The organism is Haladaptatus sp. CMSO5 (assembly GCF_036689885.1).
In the GTDB taxonomy this organism is placed as follows: domain Archaea; phylum Halobacteriota; class Halobacteria; order Halobacteriales; family Halococcaceae; genus QDMS2.
Map to the genome: position 1 here is coordinate 416,711 of NZ_JBAHVW010000001.1, position 21,587 is coordinate 438,297.

Genomic DNA, 21,587 nt, shown 5'->3' on the forward strand with positions numbered 1-21,587 from the left:
TATCAGCGGACGATACAGTCGTCTCACCGCCCCTCGAAGCACTGTTGTTCCCCACTAGATACGTCAGAACCATCGAAAACTGTTTGCGTGGGAAAGTCACGCAAAGTCGTGGCACCAAAACCATATTTTCGACTGCGCAGCGTTACGTATTCACAAGACACGAGAATGCAGATAGGCGATATTCAGGGCGTTTTACACTCGAAATAAGGGGGTTCGCACTCGCACGGGGAGGCCGCGGGCTCAGGGGCGCGAGTTCGTGAGGACGTGCCCTGCAACCGCGGGTCGGGCGAGTCTCGAGAGAACGAGAGCGCGATTCGAAATAGTCCCACGCAGATTCGAACTGCGGTCGTCAGCCCCAGAAGCTGACAGGATTGGCCACTACCCCATGGGACTCCTTGCTGCACACATCGGTAGACTGTGCCCCTTTGTAAGCGTTGCGCGTTCGTCCGCGGTGTGTCAGTGGGTTTCGCACGGACGAACGTGCATATATCGACGGCTACTTATGCCCAACCTATGCAGTACCGTGTATGTACGTTGGACGATTCATCGTCATCGGGCCAGACATCGGTGCGTATCGCGTTTCCTCCCGCTCGTTTCCGAACCGCCAGGTCGTAGACCGTGAGGGGACGCTCACCGTCGCCCCAACCGCCGACGCAGAACCGACGGACAACCCCTACGTCTCGTACAACTGCCTGCGCATCGCGGGCGACACCGCCGTCGTCGGCAACGGATCGCACGTAGACCCTATCACCGAGAAAATCGAACGCGGCTACCCCGCCCGCGACGCACTCGTGGAAGCCCTCCTGGCGATGGACTACGAGAAAGACAGCTACAACACCCCGCGCATCGCCGGCACCGTAGGCGAGCGAAGTTACATCGGCACCGTCCGCAGCGACGCGCTCATCGTGAAAGAAGTGGCCGAACCGACTCTCGTCGCCACCTACGAGAGCGACACCCCCGAATCCTACCCGTTCAACACCAAAGTCGCCACAGAAGCCGCGAAAGCCGTCTACGACGCGGACTTAGAACACGCTGTCTGTGCCGCCGCCGTCGCCCGCACCGAAAGCGGGTTCGAGACGGCCATCGAGAACGGGAACTAAACCCTCGCGTCACCTTTTTTCAGTATGAAACTCGGCGTCATCGCTGACGTACACAGCAACCTCGTCGCCTTAGAAGCCGTCATGGAGGCGATGCCCGCGGTCGATGCGCTCGTCTGTGCTGGTGACGTGGTCGGCTACAACCCGTGGCCCGGCGAATGTATCGACCTGCTCAGAGCGAACGACTGTGTCTCGATTATGGGCAACCACGACCGCGCCGTCGTGACCGGCACGACCGACCACTTCAACGGGATGGCCCGGGCGGGGGTGCGCTACGCAGCGCGTGTCCTGTCGAGCGACCAGTTCGAGTGGCTTGCCGCCCTCCCACCAACGCGCACCGAGTGTGCTGGGCGAGTGAAACTCGTCCACGGCCACCCGGACGACCCCGACCGCTACACCTACCCCGACCTGTTCGACGCCGCGATGCTCCGCGGCGAGGACGTGCTCGTGACCGGCCACACCCACGTCCAGGGCCACCGCACCTTCGAGGAGGGAGTCGTGTTGAATCCCGGCAGCGTCGGCCAGCCCCGCGACGGCGACCCGCGCGCCGCCTTTGCCGTGGTCGATGTGGAAACAATGAGCGTCGATGAACGGCGCGTCAGCTACGACATCGACGCGGTCGAGGAGAAAGTGAACGCAGTCGGACTGCCAGAAGATATCGCCACCCGACTGCGCCGCGGTCGATAATCAGACCGGGCGGAGTTCCGCAGAGAAGTGGCGCAGTTCTTTCATCGGCGGTTCAGAGACGATTTCGAGCCCCGACACCGAGTCGCGTCGCTCGTAGACGCCTGCGACAGTGTCTGCGATGTGCTCTAAGTGTTCGCGGTGGTAGGTGCGCCGCGGGATGGCGAGGCGGACGAGTTCCGGGCGGTTGGTGCCGGGGAAGGCAAAGCTCCCGAGTTCGACGCCGCGGACGCCGCCCTCGCGGTAGAGTTCGCAGGCGAGCGCCTGTCCGGGGAACTGGCCGAGCGGGATGTGCGGGAAGAAGCCTTCTGCGTCGAGGTAGACGGCGTGGCCGCCTGCGGGGAGGTAGACGGGGAGGTCAGCCGCATCGAGAAGCGTGGCGAGTTCCTGGACTTGGCCGACGCGCGATTCGATGTACTCCTGCGTGACCGCCTCGCGAAGCCCCTGTGCCATGGCTTCAATATCGCGTCCGGCGAGGCCGCCGTAGGTCGAAAAGCCCTCATAGAGGATGGCGCGCTGGCGGGCGTGTTCGAAGAGAGTCTCATCGCGGCAGGCGACGAAGCCGCCGATGTTCACGAGCGCGTCTTTCTTCCCGCTCATGACGAGCGCGTCGGCGTAGGAGAGTTCCTCGCGGGCGATTTCTGCGACCGAGTGGTTCGCGTAGTCGGCCTCGCGCTGCTGGATAAAGTAGGCGTTTTCGGCGAATCGGCAGGCGTCCATGACGAACGTGGCGTCGATGTCGGCTGCGAACTCGCTGACGGCGCGGATGTTTTCCATGCTCACCGGCTGGCCGGCCGTCGAGTTGTTGGTGATGGTGAGGATGACGACGGGGACGGCGTCTTCGCCGTGTTCTTCGACCACGGCCCAGCCCTTGTCGAGGTCGAAGTTGCCCTTGAACGGCTCGTCCGATTGCAGCTCCATCGCGCCGTCTACGGGGCAGTCAACGGCTTCTGCACCGGCGTTTGCGACGTGGGCGCGCGTCGTGTCGAAGTGCGTGTTGTTCGGGACGACGTCGCCGGCTTCGAGGAGCGTCCCGTAGAGGACGTTCTCTGCGCCGCGTCCTTGGTGGGTCGGGACGACGTACTCCATGCCCATCACGTCAGAGACGGCGTCTTGGAGGTTGTCGAAGCTCCGGCTACCGGCGTAGGCTTCGTCACCGAGCATCATCGCCGCCCACTGTTTCGCGCTCATCGTGCCCGTGCCCGAGTCGGTGAGCAGGTCGATGTACACGTCTTCTGAGGGGAGGTTGAACATGTTGTAGCCAGCGCGTTCGAGATTTTCCTCTCGAACCTCGCGTGATGGCAGGTGAATCGGCTCTACCATCTTCGATTTGTACGCAGTCATGGCAAGAAAGGGCACAGGGAGCACCATAATTTCACGCATTCAACAGTGAACACTCCCGCGTCTCGGTGGGAGGCAATGCGCAAATTTGGGTACTGCTGTCTACAATTCGAGGCGGCTCAGAAGTCAGACTGGATGGCCTTGAGCGCGGACTCTCGAACGTCCCAATCGACGAACACGCCGACGGACGAGGCGCTCGTGATGATGTCGTGAATCGAGATGTGCGCGTCGGCGAGCGGGCCGATGATATCGCGGACGACGCCGGGTTCGCTCATCAGACCGCCGGTGACGCGGATGACCGCGATGTCGTCTTCGACCGTCACGCTCGACAACAGTTCTTCTTCGACAACGCACTCGTGAAGCACTTTTTCTGCCTCAGATGCCCGGTCTGCGGCGATGTAGAACGTCACCGAGTCCATGCCGCTTGCGACGGCGTCGATGTTGATGTCCGCCTCGCCAAGCGTCTGTGAGAGCGTGGCGAGAATCCCGGGCTTATTACGAATCGAACGCCCGGCGACCGTGATGCACGCGAGGCGCGTCTCGCGCAGGTCGATGATGTTCTCGAACTGGCCTTCGATGCTCGTCCCGCCAGAGAGGAGGTCACCGTGTTGGTAGTGGACGACGCGAACGTCTAAGTTCTCGTCTTTGTAGGTGAGCGCGCTCGGGGCGACGACTTCAGCGCCGCGAAACGAGAGGTCGCGCAGCTCGTCGACCGTAATCTGGGAGACGTTGCGTGCGCCTTCGACGACGCGTGGGTCACCGGTCATGACGCCTTCGACGTCGGTGACGATGACGACCTGGTCTGCGCCGGTGTACTTGCCGAGCATCACCGCTGTCGTGTCACTGCCACCGCGGCCGAGCGTGGTGACGTTGCCCGCGTGGTCTTGGGCGAGAAAGCCCGTGATGACGGGGACGACATCGTCCATCGTTTTTGCGAGTGCTTCGGCGTTTGCTTTCGTGACGTCTACGTCCACCTCGCCGTGTTCGTCGGTGATGATTGGCCAGCCCTCGCTGCCGGGTTCGAGAAACACTGCATTGACGCCGCGGGCAGTGAGGGCGGCTTTCAGCATTCGGACGCTGGTGCGCTCGCCCATACTCACGATTTCTGCGCGGTCTGCCTCACCGGCTTCGAACGTGATTTCGTCGAGCAGGTCGTCCGTCGTAGATCCCATCGCGCTCGCGACGACGGCGATTTCGTGGCCCGCAGCCACTGCAGCCGCTATCGAATCGGCTGCTCGATTGATTCGGTCACCGCTGCCGAGGCTGGTGCCGCCGAACTTTGCAACTACGCGCATGCTACCACCGTATGCGTGTGAACGTGACTCATTGGACCCTCTTTATGAGTCGCGCGAGATAACCTTGTTCATCCTCCGAATGCTTGCCGTCTGTCACATTTAGCCCGTATCGTCGGGCCGATCGGTGTGCTGGTCGTCAGTTTCGGCGTCTGCATGGTCAGGTGTGTTTTCGTCGGTTTCTGTCGCCTTCGCCGCGCTCTTTGCTTGCTCTTCTTCGGGGTCGAACGTCACCATGCCAAGCCCGGAGGTGTACTCGTAGGTGTGCCACTCGGGGATGACGAGCACGCCGTTCATCTTGCGGATGCGAATCTGCTTTAACAGCGTTTCTGGGACGAGTTTTTCGGTGAGCCGCAGGTCGATAACGCCATCGACGGCGTACGCCAAGTCGTGGGGGAACAGCGATTCCTCGGTGACGACCGTCGCCCCGGCGTAGACGGGGACGAACCGGCCTTTGCACACGTCTGCGCGAATCGTGCGGACGAACTCGTAGGCTCTGACGGGTTGGACGAGCGCACCGAACTCGGTGAGCGAGTCGATGAGCACAAGCCCCGAGTCCACGAGGTTGTGGTTTTCGAGGCAGTTGTCGAGTTTGTTCGTCACCTCGTCTATGTCCGTCGGGTCGCGGATGGTCGTCGTCGCCTTCTCTGCGACGCGGTGGAGGTGTTGGTTCCACTCGTTCATGCGCTCGTACATCCGTGCTCGCGTCGAGAGCCGGTAGGTGAAACAATCGAGGATGTGGAGTTGGTCGCGCTCTAAGTAGGGCAGGACGTTCCACTCGAAAGTGAGAAACTGCTGGACAATCGAGCCGGGCGGTTCCTGAAAGCTCACGATAATCGCGGATTCGTCCCGTTGGAGGGTGCGCCAGATGAGTTCGGCCTGCAACGCACGGTCACGGGTGCCCGCAGGCCCCGACAGAAGGACGAAAGCGTTGCGTGGTGCGCCCTGTGGAAGACTGGTGTTGAGTGCAGACACGCCGGGGTCGAACCACATGAAGCCGTGAGATTCGGTGAAAACGTACGCGCTCGTTTCGAGCGCCTCACGACACGCCTGAGAGCAAAATTGGTACTCAGACTCCTCAACACTGGCCACGACCGGTGTCTCCGGGATGAGATGGCGGCAGAAATCACACCGCGGCTCCTGCTCCTCAGCATGCCCAGTGGTATCATCTACCATGACAATCCTACGGAGCGAGGCGACAAGAACCAACCGGGTCAGGGATTTAATGTATCTCCATGCGAACTGAGGGCTATGGACGTGCGGGACGCCGTCGAAGACGATGCAGGCACACTGGCAGAAATGACCGGTTCGCCAAGCGATGTCATGCGGAACCTGATTCACGACCGCAGTGTGCGCGTCGCAGAGGACGAAGGCGACATCATCGGGTTCGTGAGCTTCGACGCAGAACAACAAACCGTGTACGTCACCCAACTCTCGGGTGAAATGACCGTCGCAAAACGATTGCTCGACGAACCGCTCAGATTCGCGACCAAAGAGCAGATGAGCGTCGAACTCCTCGTGCCGGAAGACCAAAACCCGATTCTTGATGCCGCAGACAGCGTCGGGTTCAGCCGCGTTGGGAGGGGGCCACGATTCGATTCAGTGCCGACGGTCAAGTTTCGCAAAGACCCTAATTGAACGAGCGAATCGTCATTTCGAGCGTGTCTAAGTCGACGATAGGCGCGAAGCCGGAGTCCGGGTTGATGTTCACACTTTTCTGGAAATCCGTCTGTGCCTGCCAACAGCCGCTGTTGAGCGCAAGCACGTTGTGGTACATTCCGTAGCCGAGTTTGTGGACGTGACCGGTGTGGAAGATGTCCGGGACTTCGTCGATGACGAGATAGTCCTTCTCTTCGGGTGCAACCCGCGTGTGACCGCCGTACTGTGGCGCGACGTGGCGCTTTTTCAGGAGTTGGTACATCGCCTTGTGTGGCTCTTCGTAGCTGGCTTTGTCCGCGGGAAGTTCTGCGATGACCTCGTCGAGTGACACGCCGTGGTACATCAACACGGACACGCCTTCGAGCGTGACGACGGAGGGGTTCGACGCAATCTGTGCGTCGTGGGCGGTCATAATATCTCTGAGTTCGTCGGAAAACCCGGGTTGGGGTTCTGCGAGGCGCACCGCGTCGTGATTGCCCGGAATCATCACGATTTCCATATCGCCGGGCACCTCCTTCAGGTACTCAGAGAACTCCTCGTACTGGTCGTAGATGTCGATAATGGTGAGTTCCTCGTCCTGATTCGGGTAGATGCCGACGCCCTCCACCATGTCGCCCGCGATACACAGATACTCGACGTGTTCTGCCTCCTCGGTGTGGAGCCAGTGGGCGAAATCACTCCACGCGTCGGCCATGAACTCCTGGCTGCCGACGTGCACGTCGCTGATGAGCGCCGCCTGTACGTGGCGGTCTGCGGTCGAGGGCTTGTGGGTGCGCGGGATGTCCGGGAAGTAGAGCGATTCGACAAACAAGATACCTGCGTCGTCAGAGAGCGTTCCGTCCACGGCGATGACTTCGTCGAGTAAAATCTCGTCGACGAGGTCTGCGAGCGGTCGGTCTTTCATCACGAGACACGGGAACACGCCGTTCGTGTCCTCAAGCTCGATTATCCAGTGGCCGTTGGCGGTCGAACGCACGTCACTGACCATCCCGATGATGCCCGCCTCGCTGTTTCCGGGCATGGACTTGAGCGCGCGCGTCGTGCGGTGGTTCACGCGCGAGCGGAGTTTTGCAGACAGCCGCTCGTAACGGTCGCGAAACACGGCGACGAAGTCCTCGTATCGCCCCGTTCCGGTGCTCTCGCCGGTCATATCGTTCGCAATCTGAAGCGAGCGAAGCGAGTGGTCGACCGTCCGCTCGAACGCTTCGGGCGCGGTTTCGACTGGAGTCGAATCCGAGACACTATCGACCGCAGTCTGCACATCTGCAGTGGAAGCAGAGGGGTCACTCTGGTCGAGGATAGCCCGGACGTGGGCGGCGGTGAGTTTGAGCGCATCCGCAGGGAGCGTATCGAGCGCAAGAGTGAGCGTGCGCGTCGGATCGGCCGAACTCGCGATGAGGGTGACCGCTTCGCGTTCAGCGTTGTATCCCCGGCTGACGAGTTCGCTGACGACGCGGGCGTCGCTCTCTAAAGGCACATCTGTCTGTCTTCGGGGAGTGCCAAAAGTATAGCGAACCACTAGCGGATCAAAGCCAAACGTTGAAACGACCACCCTGCGAACGACCGCTAATGAGTGTCCCGGGTGACCGACCCGACGAAGAGCCGTCCGGAGTCGTCGGATGGCTTCGATGGCTTGCAACCACCGACCACGAGGGGGTTGCCTACGCCCGCGAACTGCTCGTGAGCGTGGGCGCAGTCGTCCTCGTCGGGCTCATCTTGTTCGCCGTGAGCGGCATCTGGCCGCCGATGGTCGCCGTCGAAAGTGGTAGTATGGAGCCCAACATGATGACGGGCGACCTCGTATTCGTGATGGAAGAACACCGCTTTGCGGCGGGTGAAGCCTACGACGAAACGGGGGTTGTGACCAACGCCATTGGCGCACACACGGAGTACGTCAAATTCAACAACTACGGCGACGTCATCGTGTTCCAGCCCAACGGCAACAGCGGAACGACCCCGATTATCCACCGGGCGATGTTCCACGTAAACGAGAGCGAAAACTGGTACACCAAGGCGAACCCCGACTACATCCAAGGGGCACAAAACTGCGAGCAACTCGCCCACTGCCCTGCCCCGAATGACGGCTTCGTCACGAAAGGCGACGCAAACAGCATCTACGACCAAGTCGGCAACCAGAACCCCGTCCGCCCGTCGTGGGTGATTGGCACCGCGGAGTTCCGCATCCCGATTCTCGGCAACATCCGGCTGTGGGTTTCAGAGACGTTCTCGCTGTTCGGCGGGATGGTTGCATTCGGACGGCCACGGCTGTTCGCCTGAGCAGTCTGTAAAACCCGTTTTTGCTTCGGACTCGCTTGCTTAGTTATCGAACCGCGCTTGGACGAACGGTTGGACGTCGCCTATCTCGCTGAGGCGCGAATCTGAGAGGAGGACAGCTTCCGTTTCGTCGATTGGCACAGACAAGCTGATTTCTTTCGTGCGGCCGTAGCGCCCCTTGCTCACGACGACGGCGTTTACGATGCCGAGCATGTCGAGTTCGCTGATGAGGTCGGTGACGCGGCGCTGAGTGAGGATGTCGGCGTCGATTTCGCCACACAGGCGCTTGTAAATGTTGTACACCTCGCCCGTGTTGATGTTGTGGACGCCGTTTTTCTCGAGCATGATAGTCGAGAAGAGTACGAGTTTCGACTGCGTTGGAAGGGTGCGGACGACTTCGACCACGCGGTCGAGTTCGATTTTGTCCTGGGCTTTGCGGACGTGTTTCTCCTCTACGCGGTCTATCTGGTCGCGCTCTGCGAGTTCGCCCGCCGTCCGAAGCAGGTCGAGCGCGCGGCGTGCGTCACCGTGTTCCTGGGCGGCGAACGCCGCACACAGTGGAATCACGTCGTCAGAAAGTGAGTCGGGCTTGAACGACACGTCCGCCCGGTGTTGGAGGATGTCGCGCAGTTGATTCGCGTCGTACGGCGGGAAGACGATTTCTTCTTCGCCAAGCGAGGATTTCACGCGCGGGTCGAGGAAGTCGGTGAACTTGAGGTCGTTCGAGATGCCGATAATCGAGATGCGGGAGTTGTCGAGTTCCGAGTTCATCCGCGAGAGATTGTAGAGGGTGTCATCGCCGGATTTCTCGACGAGTTTGTCGATTTCGTCGAGCATGATGACGACGACGCGCTCGTTGTAATCGACGGCTTCGAAGAAGGTGGTGTAGACGCGGTCGGTTGGCCACCCGGTCATCGGCACGGGCTCGAACGACGCGAGGTCGTCTTCGAGTACCGACAGGCGCTCGTCGAGCGCGTCGAGCGAGGCAAACCGAGTCTCTTCGAGTGCCGCAGAGTCATCGGCCGCGCGCTCGCGCAACGACTCCAAGCGGTCGAGTTTGTCTTCGATGACCTGCTCGTTTTTCTCGATGAACTTGTTCGCGAGCTGCGCGAGCACGCGATACTGGGTGTCGGTCACCTCGCAGTTGATGTACTCGACCTCACACGGCACTTCGTACTTCTGTGAGGTGGTTTCGAGTTCTTTCGAGACGAACTTCGCACTCGCCGTCTTGCCGGTTCCGGTTTTGCCGTAGATGAGGATGTTAGACGGCGTCTCCCCGCGCAGTGCGGCGACGAGAATCGTCGCCATGTTGTTGATCTGCTCTACACGGTGGGGGAGTTTGTGCGGCGTGTACGACGGGCGGAGCACCTCCTTGTTCTCGAAGATTGGCTCACCGCTCAAGAGGTCGTCAAACAGCCCTTGTGACGCCTCTTCCGGGTCTTCGAGGCCGTGGTCGTCTAAGACGACGTCGTCTAAATCCACGTCGAACTCTCGACTGGTGTCTGTGTCGTCAGTACCGCCATCCGTGTGTGTTTCGTCAGGTGCCATCGATTATCTCCCCTATCTTTCGGGTGGAACTGATACGACGGCCCGGGAGAGAAGCCCGCAGCCGCCCTAGAGACGCCTTTCCGGCGAGTAGATTCGTGTTCGCACGTCCACTTGATGCAGACGAACCAGAGGTAGAATATCTATTAAAGGTTGTGCTTTGCGGAGGACTGAACTGGTGGAAATCGACGTAAATCGGCTGACAGCGCCTCACTCTGGATGGATTTTGGATTGGCAGTAAGTAGTGAGCCTGAAGGGTGGTGTTTCAACTCGAACGGCCCGCAATCAGTTGTGAGCCGCCGATCACCTGCCCGCGAGAGACGAGAACAAGTGAACTAGACGGGTGAGTGCCAACAGAATCGACGACCGAACGGTCCGGCTGACACGCTCGAATAGGGTCTGGAGGTGAAACGAAGGTCGGGGTCGGAAACAGGTGAATATCTCCGGTTGGTCGTGGAGTGATGGATTCGTGCCCGAGTCAGTTGTGGTGACCCGTCTCGACCGCGCACCCGAGATTTGACCACAGAAACAGCATGGTTCGACCGGAAACAGAGGGGTTGTGGTTGCAGTTTCTCTAGTGAGACTAGGTTGCACTAGAAGAGAAGGGGTTGAATGATGAAGTGCTAGAAGAGAATCTAGGATAATCCGAGTCTTGTGAGTGTGTGACATGGTCGGTTCGAGGGCAGGCTAGTGGTTCGTCTGTGAGGAGGTCAGTGAAGATGTCACTGGAGATGGACGAGTGGTCAGCCGGGAAGGGATGCCCCCCACCCCTTTGTTTCCGGTGGAACGAGAAAAAGGAGGGGAGGGGGTCGAGCGGGAGTCTCTATAAAGAGGTATCTTTATATGATAGATAGTTCAACCACAACCGTAGTAGAGAAAGTCGTGCTGTTTGTTGTGTTGGTGCTAGTGGAATTAACTGGAACTGACCAGTCCATCCTCACCCACTCGGGTCGCTCCACTCGAAACAAAGGGGTGGGGGGATAGATTCCTGTCTTCGCTTCACTTCGACATCGGCTAACCGCTTGATTTGCTGGCTGAGAACGCTCTTTCCTCCACAATTCATATTCCCTATTCTCGCCCACTCCATTAACAATCACTAGAAATCCGGTGCGCCACCCCGTCTAGTTCAGGTGGAGTCGGGTGTGTTGTGCCCCCACACTGTCGTGTGCCACTCGACCTAGCTGTTTTTCGCGGCAAGTATCGCAGCCCCACTCACTTCGCTCATGGCTCAACGACTGGTCAACAGTCAGTCAAAACAGAATTAAGACATATACTCACCAGAACCCCCTCATTTCGAGTGGAAACCCGCCTGAGCGGCGTATTCTCCCGATTCCGTGGCCATCGCGCCGTCTCGTTTGGGACACCGAAACACCCTTGAGGCCACCGTCCGTCGATTGTCTATAAATCCAGACACATGTCTGACGCACGCTTAAGTGAGTTCAGAGTGCTTCTATGTTCAGAAGCACCCTTGACTACGATATATTCCGAGGGAGCGGGAGAATAGGATGGGATTATTTGCCGAATTACGAGATAGCATCTCACGAGTTACAGATCAGTTGTTCTCCGGCTCTGAGCCGAAACGCATTGGCATCTATGGGCCGCCAAACGCGGGCAAGACGACGCTCGCAAATCGCATCGCTCGCGATTGGACTGGCGACGCCATCGGGCCGGAGAGTCACATTCCACACGAAACGCGCCGCGCGCGGAGGAAAGAGAACGTCGAGATAAAGCGCAACGGGAAGTCCGTGACCATCGACATCGTGGACACGCCAGGTGTCACGACGAAGGTCGATTACAAGGAGTTCTTAGAGCACGACATGGAGAAAGACGACGCGGTTCGTCGCTCCCGCGAGGCCACCGAAGGCGTCGCAGAGGCCATGCACTGGCTGCGCGAAGACGTCGATGGCGTCATCTACGTCCTCGACAGCTCGACCGACCCATTCACGCAGGTGAACACGATGCTGATCGGCATCATCGAGAGCCAGAAGCTCCCGGTGCTCATTCTCGCGAACAAGACGGACTTAGACGAATCGAACGTCCAGCGCATTCGTAATGCGTTCCCTCAACACGAGACAATCCCACTGTCGGCGCTTGAAGGAGAGAACATGGACGAAGTGTACGACAAGATTTCGGACTACTTCGGGTGATTAGGATGGCAGAAGCAACCAACAAAGACGGCGTGCAAATCGACCTGTTCAGCGGCGAGCGCATGGACAGGCTCACGAGCATGGAGAAAATTCGGACCATCTTAGATGGCGTCCATGCGGGCAATATTGTGATTCTCGAAGAGGGACTCTCACCTGCAGAGGAGTCAAAACTCATTGAAGTGACGATGACCGAGATCAGTCCGGATGAGTTCAACGGCATCGAAATCGAGACGTATCCGAAGCAGGATGCCTCCGACGGCAGCCTGTTAGACCGGCTCATGGGGCGGCGTTCGACGGCGAAACTCACGGTCATTGGCCCAGCGAACCGCATCGAAACGCTGCACAAAGACGAGAGTCTCATCAGCGCCCTCGTCACTCGGCAATAATGCCACACCAGTGTACGGCCTGTGGCCACGAGTTCAGTGACGGCTCGAAGGAGATGCTCTCTGGCTGTCCAGACTGTGGCGGCAACAAGTTCCAGTTCTATCCGTCTGGCTCCGCGCCCGACCCGGCAGATCAGCCACCGGAACGCGAGTCCTCGGTGACCGAATCGGTTGGGAAGGCGACCACGAAAGTGCGCGACTGGGTGCGCAGAGACGAAAAACCAGCCCCGACTGCCGCCGCTTCGAGTGCACCCGAAGAGGAGGACATCATCGAAGCACCGGTCGAAACCGTCGATGACCGCGAAGACCGCGCCCAAGCAAGCGCACGCGGCGAGATGGTGACGCCGGACGAACTTCCCGAAAAACCACAGAAACCGCCCGCAGAGGGTCGCGTCGTTGGCAGTCCGAAAGAAGAGCGACCGTCGATGGAACAGCTCCGCGAGGAGCTAAACGACCAGTTCGAGAGCATCAAAATTCTCGAACCCGGCCAGTACGAACTCAACTTGATGGAACTGTACGACCGCGAGGAGTACATCATTGCGCTTCAAGAAAACGGCCGCTACATCATCGAAGTGCCAGAGACGTGGATTGGCGGGCGCGACGAAGACGAGACGTAATCGCGCGATTCCACCCGAAACCCTCCCCTTTTCTCCCATCTTGTTCTCGACTTCGCGTTGGTAGCCACGCATCCAACCGTTTCCTTCAGGGGCTCGCCGTCAGTCGTCGCCGCGAACTGAAGGTTTTAACCGCTCGCACGGAAACAGACGCGGTATGAGTCAGGCAACCAAGATTGTGGTCACGACCGTCGGCGTTTCAGCACTTCTTGCACTCGGTCTTATCGCGAGTCTCGCGCTTGCGTAATGTTCGACGCGCGTGATCTTTCCCGGGCGCTCGCAGCCGTTCGTGACGAGTACGCCCCCGGAGCGGTGGTGCTTGAGTGCGAACAGGATTTCGAGACGCTCGCCCCCGACCAGGCAGAAAGCCTCGGCCTCCTCGTGGATTCACTCTCGCCAACCAGCTATCCGAGTGAGTGGCTTCCCGACGACGCGCCACACCTCCTTAGCCAGTACGCGAGCACGACGTTCACCATCGGGATGCCGGGTGACGGCAGCGTGGTGTGGACGCGCCAGACCGAGCCACCGCTCGTGTTCGTGAAAGCGCGCACGCAGGGGTCGCCCGAGGCGTTTATCGACTTCCTCATCGCCGAAGCGTTCGTCGAACTCAGCACGGGCGAGCCAGAACACTTCCTGCCGTTTTTCGGGGAGTCCTACCGCGACCTCGACGCTGCGCTCGACCTCGGCCCCGTCGATACCTACCAGATTGCCGCGGCGTTGTACGACGCGTATCTCGGACTCCAGACGCGCGAGGTCTTTGAATCATGGGAAACCACCCATCCCGAGCTGTTCGACGCGTGGGAAGACGCCGGCGAACGAATGGAACCTCGCCTGTCGGGACTCTCCCGTGAGGTGGCCCTTGGAAAAACGGAGTTCGCGGCGGCGACCGAATACGCCTGTAGCGCGGTGAAACATGGGCTCTCGCTTCCCGCACCGTTTGGCGCGTTGGATACGCAGGCCTACCGCGAACACGGTGCGCCCTACGCGGTCAAGTGGGCTGAAAAAACGATTGCGCGACTGCGTGAAGACTGAGTTAGAACTCGCCTTCGACGTTGCCGTTTTCATCGAGCGTGATGATGCCGTCGAACAGGTCGCGGTACGCGGTGACCACGTCTTGGTCGTGGACTTCTTCTGCGAGGTGGAACAGGCCCACAGCGTCGTGTTCTTTGAGGAGTTCGAGGAGTTCTTTGACGGCCTCGCGGGCGCGCTCGTCGTCGGCGTAGTAGGCCATCTCGGTGACCGAATCGACGCTCACGCGGAGTTTGTTGCCGTCGTGGCGCTCTAAGAATTTGCGGGTCTCGCGGACGATACCGTCCAAATCGTCGGGCGAGGAGACGTAGTGGATGCCCTTCCCGCTGCGTCGAGAGTAGCCGCGTTCGATGGAGAGTGCGTCTAGAATCTCAGTTTTCCCGCGATCGACGCCGTAGTATTCGAGTTTCTGCTCGACTTCGCGTGCGGTGGTGCGCGTTGAGATAACGAGGATGTAGTCGGTGTCGGTGTTCAGAAAGTCGGTGTCGATGCGGTCTGTTTCACCCGTACTCGGGTGCAAAAGCAGGAGTCCTGTGCCGCCCGGGATGGAATCTGGCGTGTTTTCGACTGCAAGGGCGTAATCCATATCGCCAAAAAGCAACCGGCGATACCTTAAGCCTGCGGGTGTGGTTGACCTGTCGCTTAGAACACACTGTCTGCGGTCGCCGCGCCGACAACGCTGAAAATTGCGCCGACGGAGATGGCTTTTGCCGTCACTTCGTAGCGCGCGTTCACGGCGAGGTCGGAGAGGAACGTCTGTGGGGCGGCAAACGCCATGGCGAGAATGATGACCGACCCGAAGGCAACGAGCATGAGCGAGAGGAATCGAATCGGAATTCCCGCCACGTCCGCCTCGCGGTCCGGGTCGCGGCCGTCGTCTGCTTTGTACAGCGCGCCGTAGCCAATAGCAAAGACGAGCGAGAGCGTCACGAGGCCGTGCCAAATCGTCATATTTCTCGCAAGCACCCAGACCTCTTCGGTGACGACGAACGGGCCTGCGAGCAGGAATCCGCCCACCAGTTGCTGCGCCGAATCAGCGAGGGCGTACCGGCGCGTTCTCCCGACCATATTCTCTCTCGGCGTCGAAGCCGGTTAAACGCCCGGGCATCACGTCGAATCCGTTTAGGTTCCCCACTTCATTTGTCGTCGTATGAGCATTCGCCAAGAGTTCGATGCGTGGGCCACAGACGGCCGTGACAAAGGGATGGAAGACCGCCACTGGCACACGGCGAAACACGCCCTCGCCCGTATGCCAGTCGAGCCGGGCGACACGATTCTCGACCTCGGGACGGGCAGCGGCTACGCCGTGCGCGCCCTGCGCGAGACGAAAGGCGCGGGTCGCACCTACGGCCTCGATGGCTCGCCCGAGATGGCCCGAAACGCCCGCAGCTACACCGATTCACTCGACTCTGGGTACGTTGTTGGCGATTTCGACGACCTCCCGTTTGCCGACAACAGCGTCGACCACGTCTGGACGATGGAGGCGTTCTACTACGCGAAAGACCCCCACAGCACCCTCCGAGAGGTCGCCCGTGTGCTCAAACCCGGCGGGACGTTCTACTGTGCGGTGAACTACTACGAAGAGAACGTCCACTCGCACCACTGGCAAGACAACATCGCAGTCGAAATGACCCGCTGGACGCGCGACCAGTACCGCGCGGCCTTCCGCGAGGCGGGCCTGTACGTCGCAGCACAAGACCACATCGGTGACTTCGACGTCGAAATTCCCGACGAAGACGCCTTCCCCTACGAGGGATTCGATACCCGCGCGGACATGGTCGAACGCTATCGCGAACTCGGGACGCTCTTGACCGTTGGCGTCGCCCACTGACCTCGATAAATCGGCCGCATCACCCGGATGAACCCCTTCATTTCGACTGCAAATCTGCCGCTACATGTGCGTACACACCCGGTGTGCGCTCTCGATTTATACCTAGTATTTTATTACTTGCCGACTGACTGTTGGTGTGTCACACAGCGGCCAGCGCCAGTACGTTCTCGCCGGGTTAGTTACGCTCATCGCGTTGCTCGCCGCGGTTTTGCTCGCGGACGTGGTCGCCACGGTGTTTTTCGCCATCACGGTGGCCTACGTCCTGTTCCCCCTTCGAGAGCGGCTCGTCACCCACCACCTCAAACCACGCTACGCGAGCGCCCTTGCGACGGTTATCGCCTTTCTGAGCCTCGTTGGGTTGCTCGCGCCGATTGGCATCGTCATCTACCTCCGTCGCCTCCAACTCGCTGAGTTCATCCAGAACCTCCCGCCCGAAATCGTGCTTCGCTACAGCGAGTTTTTCTACGTCATTCGCACTGAAGACGCGATTCTTTATGCGAACAACACGCTGACTCACCTCGCCATCACCGGGGTTCAAGCCGCGCCGGTGCTCGCGCTCAAAGCCGCGCTGTTCACCTTTCTCGTGTTCGCCATCCTTCTCCAGCCACGCGGCGTCGCGGCCGCCATCTTCCGCCCCATTCCACCTGCGTACCACGACATCGTCATCGCGCTCCACGAGCGCATTCGCGACACGCTGTTTGCGATTTACATCTTACAGGGGGCGACTGCGCTCGGGACGTTCGTCCTCGCACTCATCGTGTTTTTCCTCCTCGGCTACGAGTCGTTTTTCGCGCTCGCCGTCATCGCGGGTATCTTCCAATTCATCCCCATCGTCGGCCCGAGCGTGTTGGTGGTGGCACTCACTGCCTATCAGGTGAGCATTGGCGATGTGAACGCGGCCCTTGCCGTGTTCGTGCTTGGCCTCATCGTTATCGCGTTCATCCCCGACGCGCTCATTCGCCCGCGGCTTGCAGAGCGAACCGCAGACCTGCCGGGAAGCCTCTATTTCATCGGGTTCGTCGGCGGCATCCTCAGCGTGGGTGTGATGGGCTTCATCGCCGGGCCGCTCGTCATCGCGGTGTTCGTCGAGGCAATTGACTTGCTCTCAGACCGGCAGATGCGACAGGGGTCGCTGTTTTAACTGTCCGATTCGATTTCCATCCCACGTGCTTCCCATTCGGTGAGGCTTCCTTCGTAAAACGAGAGGTCGGCGAAGCCAAGCCATGTGAGCACGAGGTAGGTGTGGCTGATACGCCGGGCGGTGTTGCAGTAGAGGATGACCGGCTTTTCGGGGACGATGCCTTTCGCTTCGAGTATCTCGGACGCTGTTTCGGGCGCGACGATGCCGCGGGTTTCATCGTCTACCAGCTCGCGCCAGTCGAGTTGCACCGCGCCTTCGATGTGGCCTTCTTCGTACTCCCACTGCTCGCGCGTGTCGATGATGACGGTGTCGGTGCCGATGGCGGCGGCCACCTCGTCTGCGCCAATCAGCGGTCGGTCGTCGGGGATGGTCGCCTCGTAGTCGCTCGGCGTTGGCTCACGTTGCTCGCTCGTCGTCTCGTAGTCGAGTTGCCACGCGCTGAAATCGCCAGAGAGGAGGTGGAGCTTTGCAGGGTCGTGGCCGTAGAGTGCTGCGGTCACGAGAAACCGGGCGGCGAACACGCCGTGGGTGTCGTCGTAGGCGACGATGTGGTCGTCGCGGGAGATGCCTGCGTCCTGCATGAGTTTTGAAAACGGCTCCGCGCCGGGGAGCATGCCTTCGTCGCCCCCGTCTTCGTCGCGGAAACTGTCGTAGGGGATGTTCACGGCTCCGGGGAGGTGGCCAATCCCACCGAACTCCCACGCGTCGCGTACGTCCACGAGGGCTACGTCGGCCAGTCGTTCGGCAACCCACGCCGCCGAAACGATGGTTTCGTCCATACAGAATGGCACGCGGGGTTACGCTTTAACCTTCGTCCTGCGCGTGAATTACCCGCGAGTTCGGAGTTGCGGAGAATGTTGCAACAGGGACGGCGATTGACTCTAACGGCCTCTGTGAGACTGTGTTTGGCGGTGGAACACCAGTACCGCGCCGAACGCCACGAGCGTACAGCCCACACCGAGGCTGAGAACGTTCTGACTGAGGCCGTAGTATCCCGGAACGGCGAGCAGTTGTGCCACCCCAAATAAGACGGAGCCACTCCCACCGACGTTCCGAGCGCGCATAAAAAATACTTCATTTATACTATTGTAAAAATACCGCTTTCACCACCGTGTCTGCAGGCGGTCTCTGGTTGTGTGAAATCTGATATCTCTGCAATACCAGAACGTGTTACCGCAACTCCCGACTTCTGTGCGGACGCGTTCTAACCACCAATTCCGTGGAGACGCAGGCCCACACTGCTGTTCACCCGTATTTTCGCACGCTGTGTCGCGTCACGCATGCCGGTGATATTTGTTGGGAGGCGTGAGGAGGGGCCGGACCTGCCTTGAGTGGTACTACTATGTGCGTCGCTCGCCTACGTATAGGCGCAATCATGAGCGATTACGCAAAAGACGTCCTTGTCTCCGCAGACTGGGTGGAGAGCCACTTAGATGAGTTCCAGAGCGACGACCCTGCCTATCGACTGGTCGAGGTCGACGTAGACACGGAAGCCTACGAAGACGCCCACGCGCCGGGCGCGGTTGGCTTCAACTGGGAGACGCAGCTCCAAGACCAGGTCCAGCGAGACATCCTCGAAAAGGAAGACTTCGAGAGCCTGCTTGGGAGCCACGGCATCACCGAAGATACGACGGTCGTCCTCTACGGCGACAACTCGAACTGGTTCGCCGCCTACACCTACTGGCAGTTCAAGTACTACGGCCACGAAGACGTGCGCCTCCTGAACGGTGGCCGCGACTACTGGGTCGAAAACGACTACCCAACCACCGACGAAGTCCCCGAGTTCAGCGAGCAGACGTACACCGCGCGCGGTCCGTTCGAGGGCATTCGCGCCTACCGCACGGACGTAGAGAAGGCCATCGACCGCGGCGTTCCACTCGTCGACGTTCGTAGCCCAGAAGAGTTCTCTGGCGAGATTCTCGCCCCACCTGGACTCCAGGAGACCGCCCAGCGCGGCGGCCACATCCCCGGCGCGTCGAACATCTCGTGGGCCGCGACGGTCACCGACGACGGCACGTTCAAGTCCGCAGACGAACTCCGCGAACTCTACGAGAGTCAGGGCATCAAAAACGACCAGGAGGTCGTCACCTACTGCCGTATTGGTGAACGCTCCTCGATTGCGTGGTTCGCCCTCTCCGAACTCCTCGGCTACGACAGCGTCGTGAACTACGACGGCTCGTGGACCGAGTGGGGCAACCTCGTCGACGCCCCAATCGAGCGCGGCAACTAAGCGACAGACACTCCGTTTTTTCTGCTGATATTCGGCCACTGCGTGCGGTGCGGCCCGTTCTCCGCGACCGATGGATAAATCCGACGAGCAATCGTAGAGAATGCTATGACTCCGGAGGACTTCCTCGACACCGTCCGTGAGGAGAACAAGACACCGCTGTCCCGGCTTGGCTCCTCGAAGGCGCTGTACGCCGACACCCATGGCGAACTCGACAAGATACCCGTCTTGAAAGCCGCCGCGACCGCAGAACACGCCGCCGCAGAGACGTTCGAGGCGTGGGCCGACTCGGAGGAAGCCGATACCGCCCGCGCCGTCTTCGAGGCCGCCGCCGCGGACGAGTACGACCACTACGAGCAGGTCGTCGGGAAACTCGGCGACGCGGATGTCGGTGATCGCGTGCCAGCGATTCAGGACTATCTCCGCGATCTCGACGAGTCGATTCCTCGCCTCGGGGGCTTCTGTGGCCGCGTGCTCGCTGCCCGCGCCTCGAAAAAGCAGTTGGTCGGCTTCTTCGTCGGCAAGGCAGACCCAAAAACGTCGCAGTTGTTCCGCGACCTCGCGAGCGACTTAGACGACCAAGAGGAACAGGCGGTTGCCGCCCTCGGTGACCTCTGTGAGACAGAGGAAGACTGGGCGCTCGCCCTTGACGCCGCGAGCGAGGCGCTGCAGGCGGCCTATGGCGAATACACCGACGCCCTCGAAAGCATGGGTGTGAACCCGAAACCGGTCTGCTGAACCTTCAGTCTCGGCAGAATACAGCTTCATTTTCCTCGCCGTCGTTTGAGCTAGTATGCCACACAACAACCATCATCGGTGTGCGCGCTGTGGCCGCGACTTCTCGAACCGCCTGCTGCTCGACGACCACGTCAAACGTCGCCATCCGCGCGAGGACGCGCTCTGGTGGGTGGCCGCAGAACGCCCGAACGACTTGCCGTTCGAGTACTGACGCCTGCCGCTTCGTGAACGTTTTTTACGACACTCTGTGACACACTTACGTGTGAGTCTCTGGTCTGACCCGTCACGACGCCGTTGGCTGGTGTGGGGTACCCTCGCGGTCGCGTTCCTCCTCGTGAGTCTCTACCGGCTCTCGACTGCCGTGCTCGCAGAGGAGCTGATGCGCGCGTTCGACACCACGGGCGCGAGCCTCGGAACCCTGCACGCCGCGTTTTTCTACATCTACGCGTCCCTGCAACTGCCGTCGGGCGTGCTCGTAGACCGCGCTGGCATCCGCAAGACGGCGACGATTGCCGTCCTCGTGATGAGTGTCGGCGCACTCTCGTTCGCGGTCGCTGACACCTACGTGCTTGCCTTCGTGAGCCGTGCGCTGCTCGGCCTCGGCGCGTCGGTCATCTACATCTCCATCCTCCGGTTTGTCGCAAACTGGTATCGGGCGACGGAGTTTGCCACGATGAACGGCCTGACCGTCGGCTTTTCTGGCCTCGGCGGCATCCTCGCGACGACACCGCTCGCGCTCGCGGTCACAACCGTTGGCTGGCGCGAGACGGTCATGGCACTCGGGGGGCTTGGCTTTTTCCTCGCTATCGCAATCTACCTGCTCGCTCGCGACACCCCCAAACAGGCGGGGCTCGAACCAATCGACGGCGTCCCGTCCTCACCGTCTCTTTCGCTTTCTGACGTTGCATCGAATCTCAAAGGCGTCCTCAGCGAACGCGAAACGTGGCTCGCAGGCACGATGTTGTTCTGTGTCATCGGCGTCAATATCACGCTGCTTGGGCTGTGGGGCGTTCCTTTCGTCGTCCAGCAGTACGGCGTCTCGGTCACGACGGCGTCCACCTACACCCTTCTCGGGAGCGTCGGGCTGGTCATCGGGCCGCCGACGTTCGGGTGGATATCCGACCGCCTCGAAAACCGGACGGCGATTCTCGTCGTTGCGGGGGTTGCCTACACGGCCATTATCGGCGTCGTTGTCGTGTTTGGCGCGCCACCGCTCGCCTTCGTCGCGCTCATGTTCTTCCTGTTGGGCTTCCTCATGGGTGGCTTCGCGATTGCCTACACGGTCATCAAAGAACGCCACGACAGCGCCGCAAGCGGCGTCTCGACGGGGACGGTCAACACAATCGCGTACTCGGGTGCCGCGGTATTTCCCACCGTGATGGGCATCGCACTCGACGCCTACTGGACGGGCGAGACGGTTGCCGGGTCGCGCATCTACACGGACCTCGGCTACCGAGTGGCGTTCACCATCGCGATGGCAGCCGGGGCGATTTCTCTGCTCTGTGCCCTCTCGTTGCACGTCCGGAAACACGGCTGGTCGTCGCTCACGTCCTCGACAGGCGGCGTGCTCTGAGCGGGCACACAG

24 protein-coding genes and 1 tRNA gene are annotated in these 21,587 nt (G+C 60.3%); 15 read left to right on the forward strand and 10 right to left on the reverse strand.

Annotated features, from left to right (window positions below):
* Positions 1-320 precede the first annotated feature (320 nt).
* Positions 321-393, reverse strand: a tRNA-Gln gene (locus V5N12_RS02175).
* Positions 394-527: 134 nt separating this feature from the next.
* Between V5N12_RS02175 and V5N12_RS02180 the strand changes: the two genes are divergently transcribed.
* Both V5N12_RS02180 and V5N12_RS02185 read left to right on the forward strand, forming a co-directional pair.
* The gene (locus V5N12_RS02180) at positions 528-1,100 is read left to right on the forward strand and encodes an IMP cyclohydrolase (RefSeq protein ID WP_332897516.1); all 573 of its coding nucleotides are present in this window, start codon (positions 528-530) and stop codon (positions 1,098-1,100) included.
* A 24-nt stretch (positions 1,101-1,124) separates the two neighbouring features.
* The gene (locus V5N12_RS02185) at positions 1,125-1,784 is read left to right on the forward strand and encodes a metallophosphoesterase family protein (RefSeq protein WP_332897517.1); all 660 of its coding nucleotides are present in this window, start codon (positions 1,125-1,127) and stop codon (positions 1,782-1,784) included.
* On the opposite strand, the gene V5N12_RS02190 is transcribed toward V5N12_RS02185, so the two are convergent.
* The 3 genes from V5N12_RS02190 to V5N12_RS02200 all read right to left on the reverse strand — a co-directional run bounded on the left by V5N12_RS02190 (position 1,785) and on the right by V5N12_RS02200 (position 5,590).
* A complete protein-coding gene (locus V5N12_RS02190) occupies positions 1,785-3,125 on the reverse strand; it encodes a tryptophanase (RefSeq protein WP_332897518.1) in 1,341 nt (446 codons plus the stop codon).
* A 116-nt stretch (positions 3,126-3,241) separates the two neighbouring features.
* Positions 3,242-4,417, reverse strand: coding sequence for an aspartate kinase (locus tag V5N12_RS02195; protein ID WP_332897519.1), 1,176 nt, complete (start codon positions 4,415-4,417; stop codon positions 3,242-3,244).
* 99 nt (positions 4,418-4,516) lie between these two features.
* Complete coding sequence (locus tag V5N12_RS02200; protein ID WP_332897520.1) at positions 4,517-5,590, reverse strand: ATPase domain-containing protein; 1,074 nt, start codon at positions 5,588-5,590, stop codon at positions 4,517-4,519.
* Positions 5,591-5,665: 75 nt separating this feature from the next.
* Between V5N12_RS02200 and V5N12_RS02205 the strand changes: the two genes are divergently transcribed.
* Entirely contained in the window at positions 5,666-6,052 is a 387-nt protein-coding gene (locus V5N12_RS02205) for a hypothetical protein (RefSeq protein ID WP_332897521.1), read from the forward strand.
* Here V5N12_RS02205 and V5N12_RS02210 read toward each other — a convergent pair.
* A complete protein-coding gene (locus V5N12_RS02210) occupies positions 6,045-7,550 on the reverse strand; it encodes a DNA-directed DNA polymerase II small subunit (protein ID WP_332897522.1) in 1,506 nt (501 codons plus the stop codon). The two genes, V5N12_RS02205 and V5N12_RS02210, sit on opposite strands and share 8 nt — an antisense overlap.
* A 92-nt stretch (positions 7,551-7,642) precedes the next feature.
* Here V5N12_RS02210 and V5N12_RS02215 point away from each other — a divergent pair, with 92 nt between their 5' ends.
* Complete coding sequence (locus tag V5N12_RS02215) at positions 7,643-8,350, forward strand: S26 family signal peptidase (RefSeq protein WP_332897523.1); 708 nt, start codon at positions 7,643-7,645, stop codon at positions 8,348-8,350.
* A 39-nt stretch (positions 8,351-8,389) separates the two neighbouring features.
* Here the strand turns inward: V5N12_RS02215 and V5N12_RS02220 are convergent, their stop codons facing one another.
* Entirely contained in the window at positions 8,390-9,895 is a 1,506-nt protein-coding gene (locus tag V5N12_RS02220; RefSeq protein WP_332897524.1) for a Cdc6/Cdc18 family protein, read from the reverse strand.
* A 1,502-nt stretch (positions 9,896-11,397) separates the two neighbouring features.
* On the opposite strand from V5N12_RS02220, the gene V5N12_RS02225 reads away from it, so the two are divergent.
* From V5N12_RS02225 to V5N12_RS02240, 5 genes are all read left to right on the forward strand, one after another.
* On the forward strand, positions 11,398-12,039 hold the full coding sequence (locus V5N12_RS02225; RefSeq protein WP_332897525.1) for an Era-like GTP-binding protein: 642 nt from the start codon (positions 11,398-11,400) through the stop codon (positions 12,037-12,039).
* 5 nt (positions 12,040-12,044) lie between these two features.
* Complete coding sequence (locus V5N12_RS02230) at positions 12,045-12,425, forward strand: DUF2073 domain-containing protein (protein ID WP_332897526.1); 381 nt, start codon at positions 12,045-12,047, stop codon at positions 12,423-12,425.
* The gene (locus tag V5N12_RS02235) at positions 12,425-13,039 is read left to right on the forward strand and encodes an OapC/ArvC family zinc-ribbon domain-containing protein (RefSeq protein WP_332897527.1); all 615 of its coding nucleotides are present in this window, start codon (positions 12,425-12,427) and stop codon (positions 13,037-13,039) included. Before V5N12_RS02230 ends, V5N12_RS02235 begins: the two co-directional genes overlap by 1 nt.
* Positions 13,040-13,193: 154 nt before the next feature.
* Positions 13,194-13,283 (forward strand): hypothetical protein, encoded by a 90-nt coding sequence (locus V5N12_RS17120; protein ID WP_442904921.1) that lies wholly within the window; start codon positions 13,194-13,196, stop codon positions 13,281-13,283.
* Positions 13,283-14,068: a DUF7089 family protein gene (locus tag V5N12_RS02240; RefSeq protein WP_332897528.1), complete on the forward strand. Its 786-nt coding sequence runs from the start codon at positions 13,283-13,285 to the stop codon at positions 14,066-14,068. Before V5N12_RS17120 ends, V5N12_RS02240 begins: the two co-directional genes overlap by 1 nt.
* A 1-nt stretch (position 14,069) precedes the next feature.
* Here the strand turns inward: V5N12_RS02240 and V5N12_RS02245 are convergent, their stop codons facing one another.
* Together V5N12_RS02245 and V5N12_RS02250 are read right to left on the reverse strand one after the other, a co-directional pair.
* On the reverse strand, positions 14,070-14,651 hold the full coding sequence (locus tag V5N12_RS02245; protein ID WP_332897529.1) for a DUF7090 family protein: 582 nt from the start codon (positions 14,649-14,651) through the stop codon (positions 14,070-14,072).
* Positions 14,652-14,707: 56 nt separating this feature from the next.
* Positions 14,708-15,133 carry a DUF2391 family protein gene (locus V5N12_RS02250; protein WP_332897530.1) on the reverse strand — a complete coding sequence of 142 codons (426 nt, stop codon included), beginning with the start codon at positions 15,131-15,133 and terminating at the stop codon, positions 14,708-14,710.
* Between the two features lie 82 nt (positions 15,134-15,215).
* Here V5N12_RS02250 and V5N12_RS02255 point away from each other — a divergent pair, with 82 nt between their 5' ends.
* Both V5N12_RS02255 and V5N12_RS02260 read left to right on the forward strand, forming a co-directional pair.
* A complete protein-coding gene (locus tag V5N12_RS02255; RefSeq protein ID WP_332897531.1) occupies positions 15,216-15,896 on the forward strand; it encodes a class I SAM-dependent methyltransferase in 681 nt (226 codons plus the stop codon).
* Positions 15,897-16,032: 136 nt separating this feature from the next.
* Positions 16,033-17,037, forward strand: coding sequence for an AI-2E family transporter (locus V5N12_RS02260; protein WP_332897532.1), 1,005 nt, complete (start codon positions 16,033-16,035; stop codon positions 17,035-17,037).
* Here the strand turns inward: V5N12_RS02260 and V5N12_RS02265 are convergent.
* Both V5N12_RS02265 and V5N12_RS02270 read right to left on the reverse strand, forming a co-directional pair.
* Positions 17,034-17,816 (reverse strand): sulfurtransferase, encoded by a 783-nt coding sequence (locus V5N12_RS02265; RefSeq protein WP_332897533.1) that lies wholly within the window; start codon positions 17,814-17,816, stop codon positions 17,034-17,036. The genes V5N12_RS02260 and V5N12_RS02265 overlap by 4 nt on opposite strands.
* A 102-nt stretch (positions 17,817-17,918) precedes the next feature.
* Entirely contained in the window at positions 17,919-18,101 is a 183-nt protein-coding gene (locus V5N12_RS02270) for a hypothetical protein (protein ID WP_332897534.1), read from the reverse strand.
* Positions 18,102-18,412: 311 nt separating this feature from the next.
* On the opposite strand from V5N12_RS02270, the gene V5N12_RS02275 reads away from it, so the two are divergent.
* The 4 genes from V5N12_RS02275 to V5N12_RS02290 all read left to right on the forward strand — a co-directional run bounded on the left by V5N12_RS02275 (position 18,413) and on the right by V5N12_RS02290 (position 21,575).
* The gene (locus V5N12_RS02275; RefSeq protein WP_332897535.1) at positions 18,413-19,267 is read left to right on the forward strand and encodes a sulfurtransferase; all 855 of its coding nucleotides are present in this window, start codon (positions 18,413-18,415) and stop codon (positions 19,265-19,267) included.
* 105 nt (positions 19,268-19,372) lie between these two features.
* A complete protein-coding gene (locus V5N12_RS02280) occupies positions 19,373-20,002 on the forward strand; it encodes a rubrerythrin family protein (protein ID WP_332897536.1) in 630 nt (209 codons plus the stop codon).
* Positions 20,003-20,057: 55 nt separating this feature from the next.
* Positions 20,058-20,213, forward strand: a complete 156-nt coding sequence (locus V5N12_RS02285; protein ID WP_332897537.1) for a hypothetical protein — start codon at positions 20,058-20,060, stop codon at positions 20,211-20,213.
* A 51-nt stretch (positions 20,214-20,264) separates the two neighbouring features.
* A complete protein-coding gene (locus V5N12_RS02290; RefSeq protein WP_332897538.1) occupies positions 20,265-21,575 on the forward strand; it encodes an MFS transporter in 1,311 nt (436 codons plus the stop codon).
* Positions 21,576-21,587 lie beyond the last annotated feature (12 nt).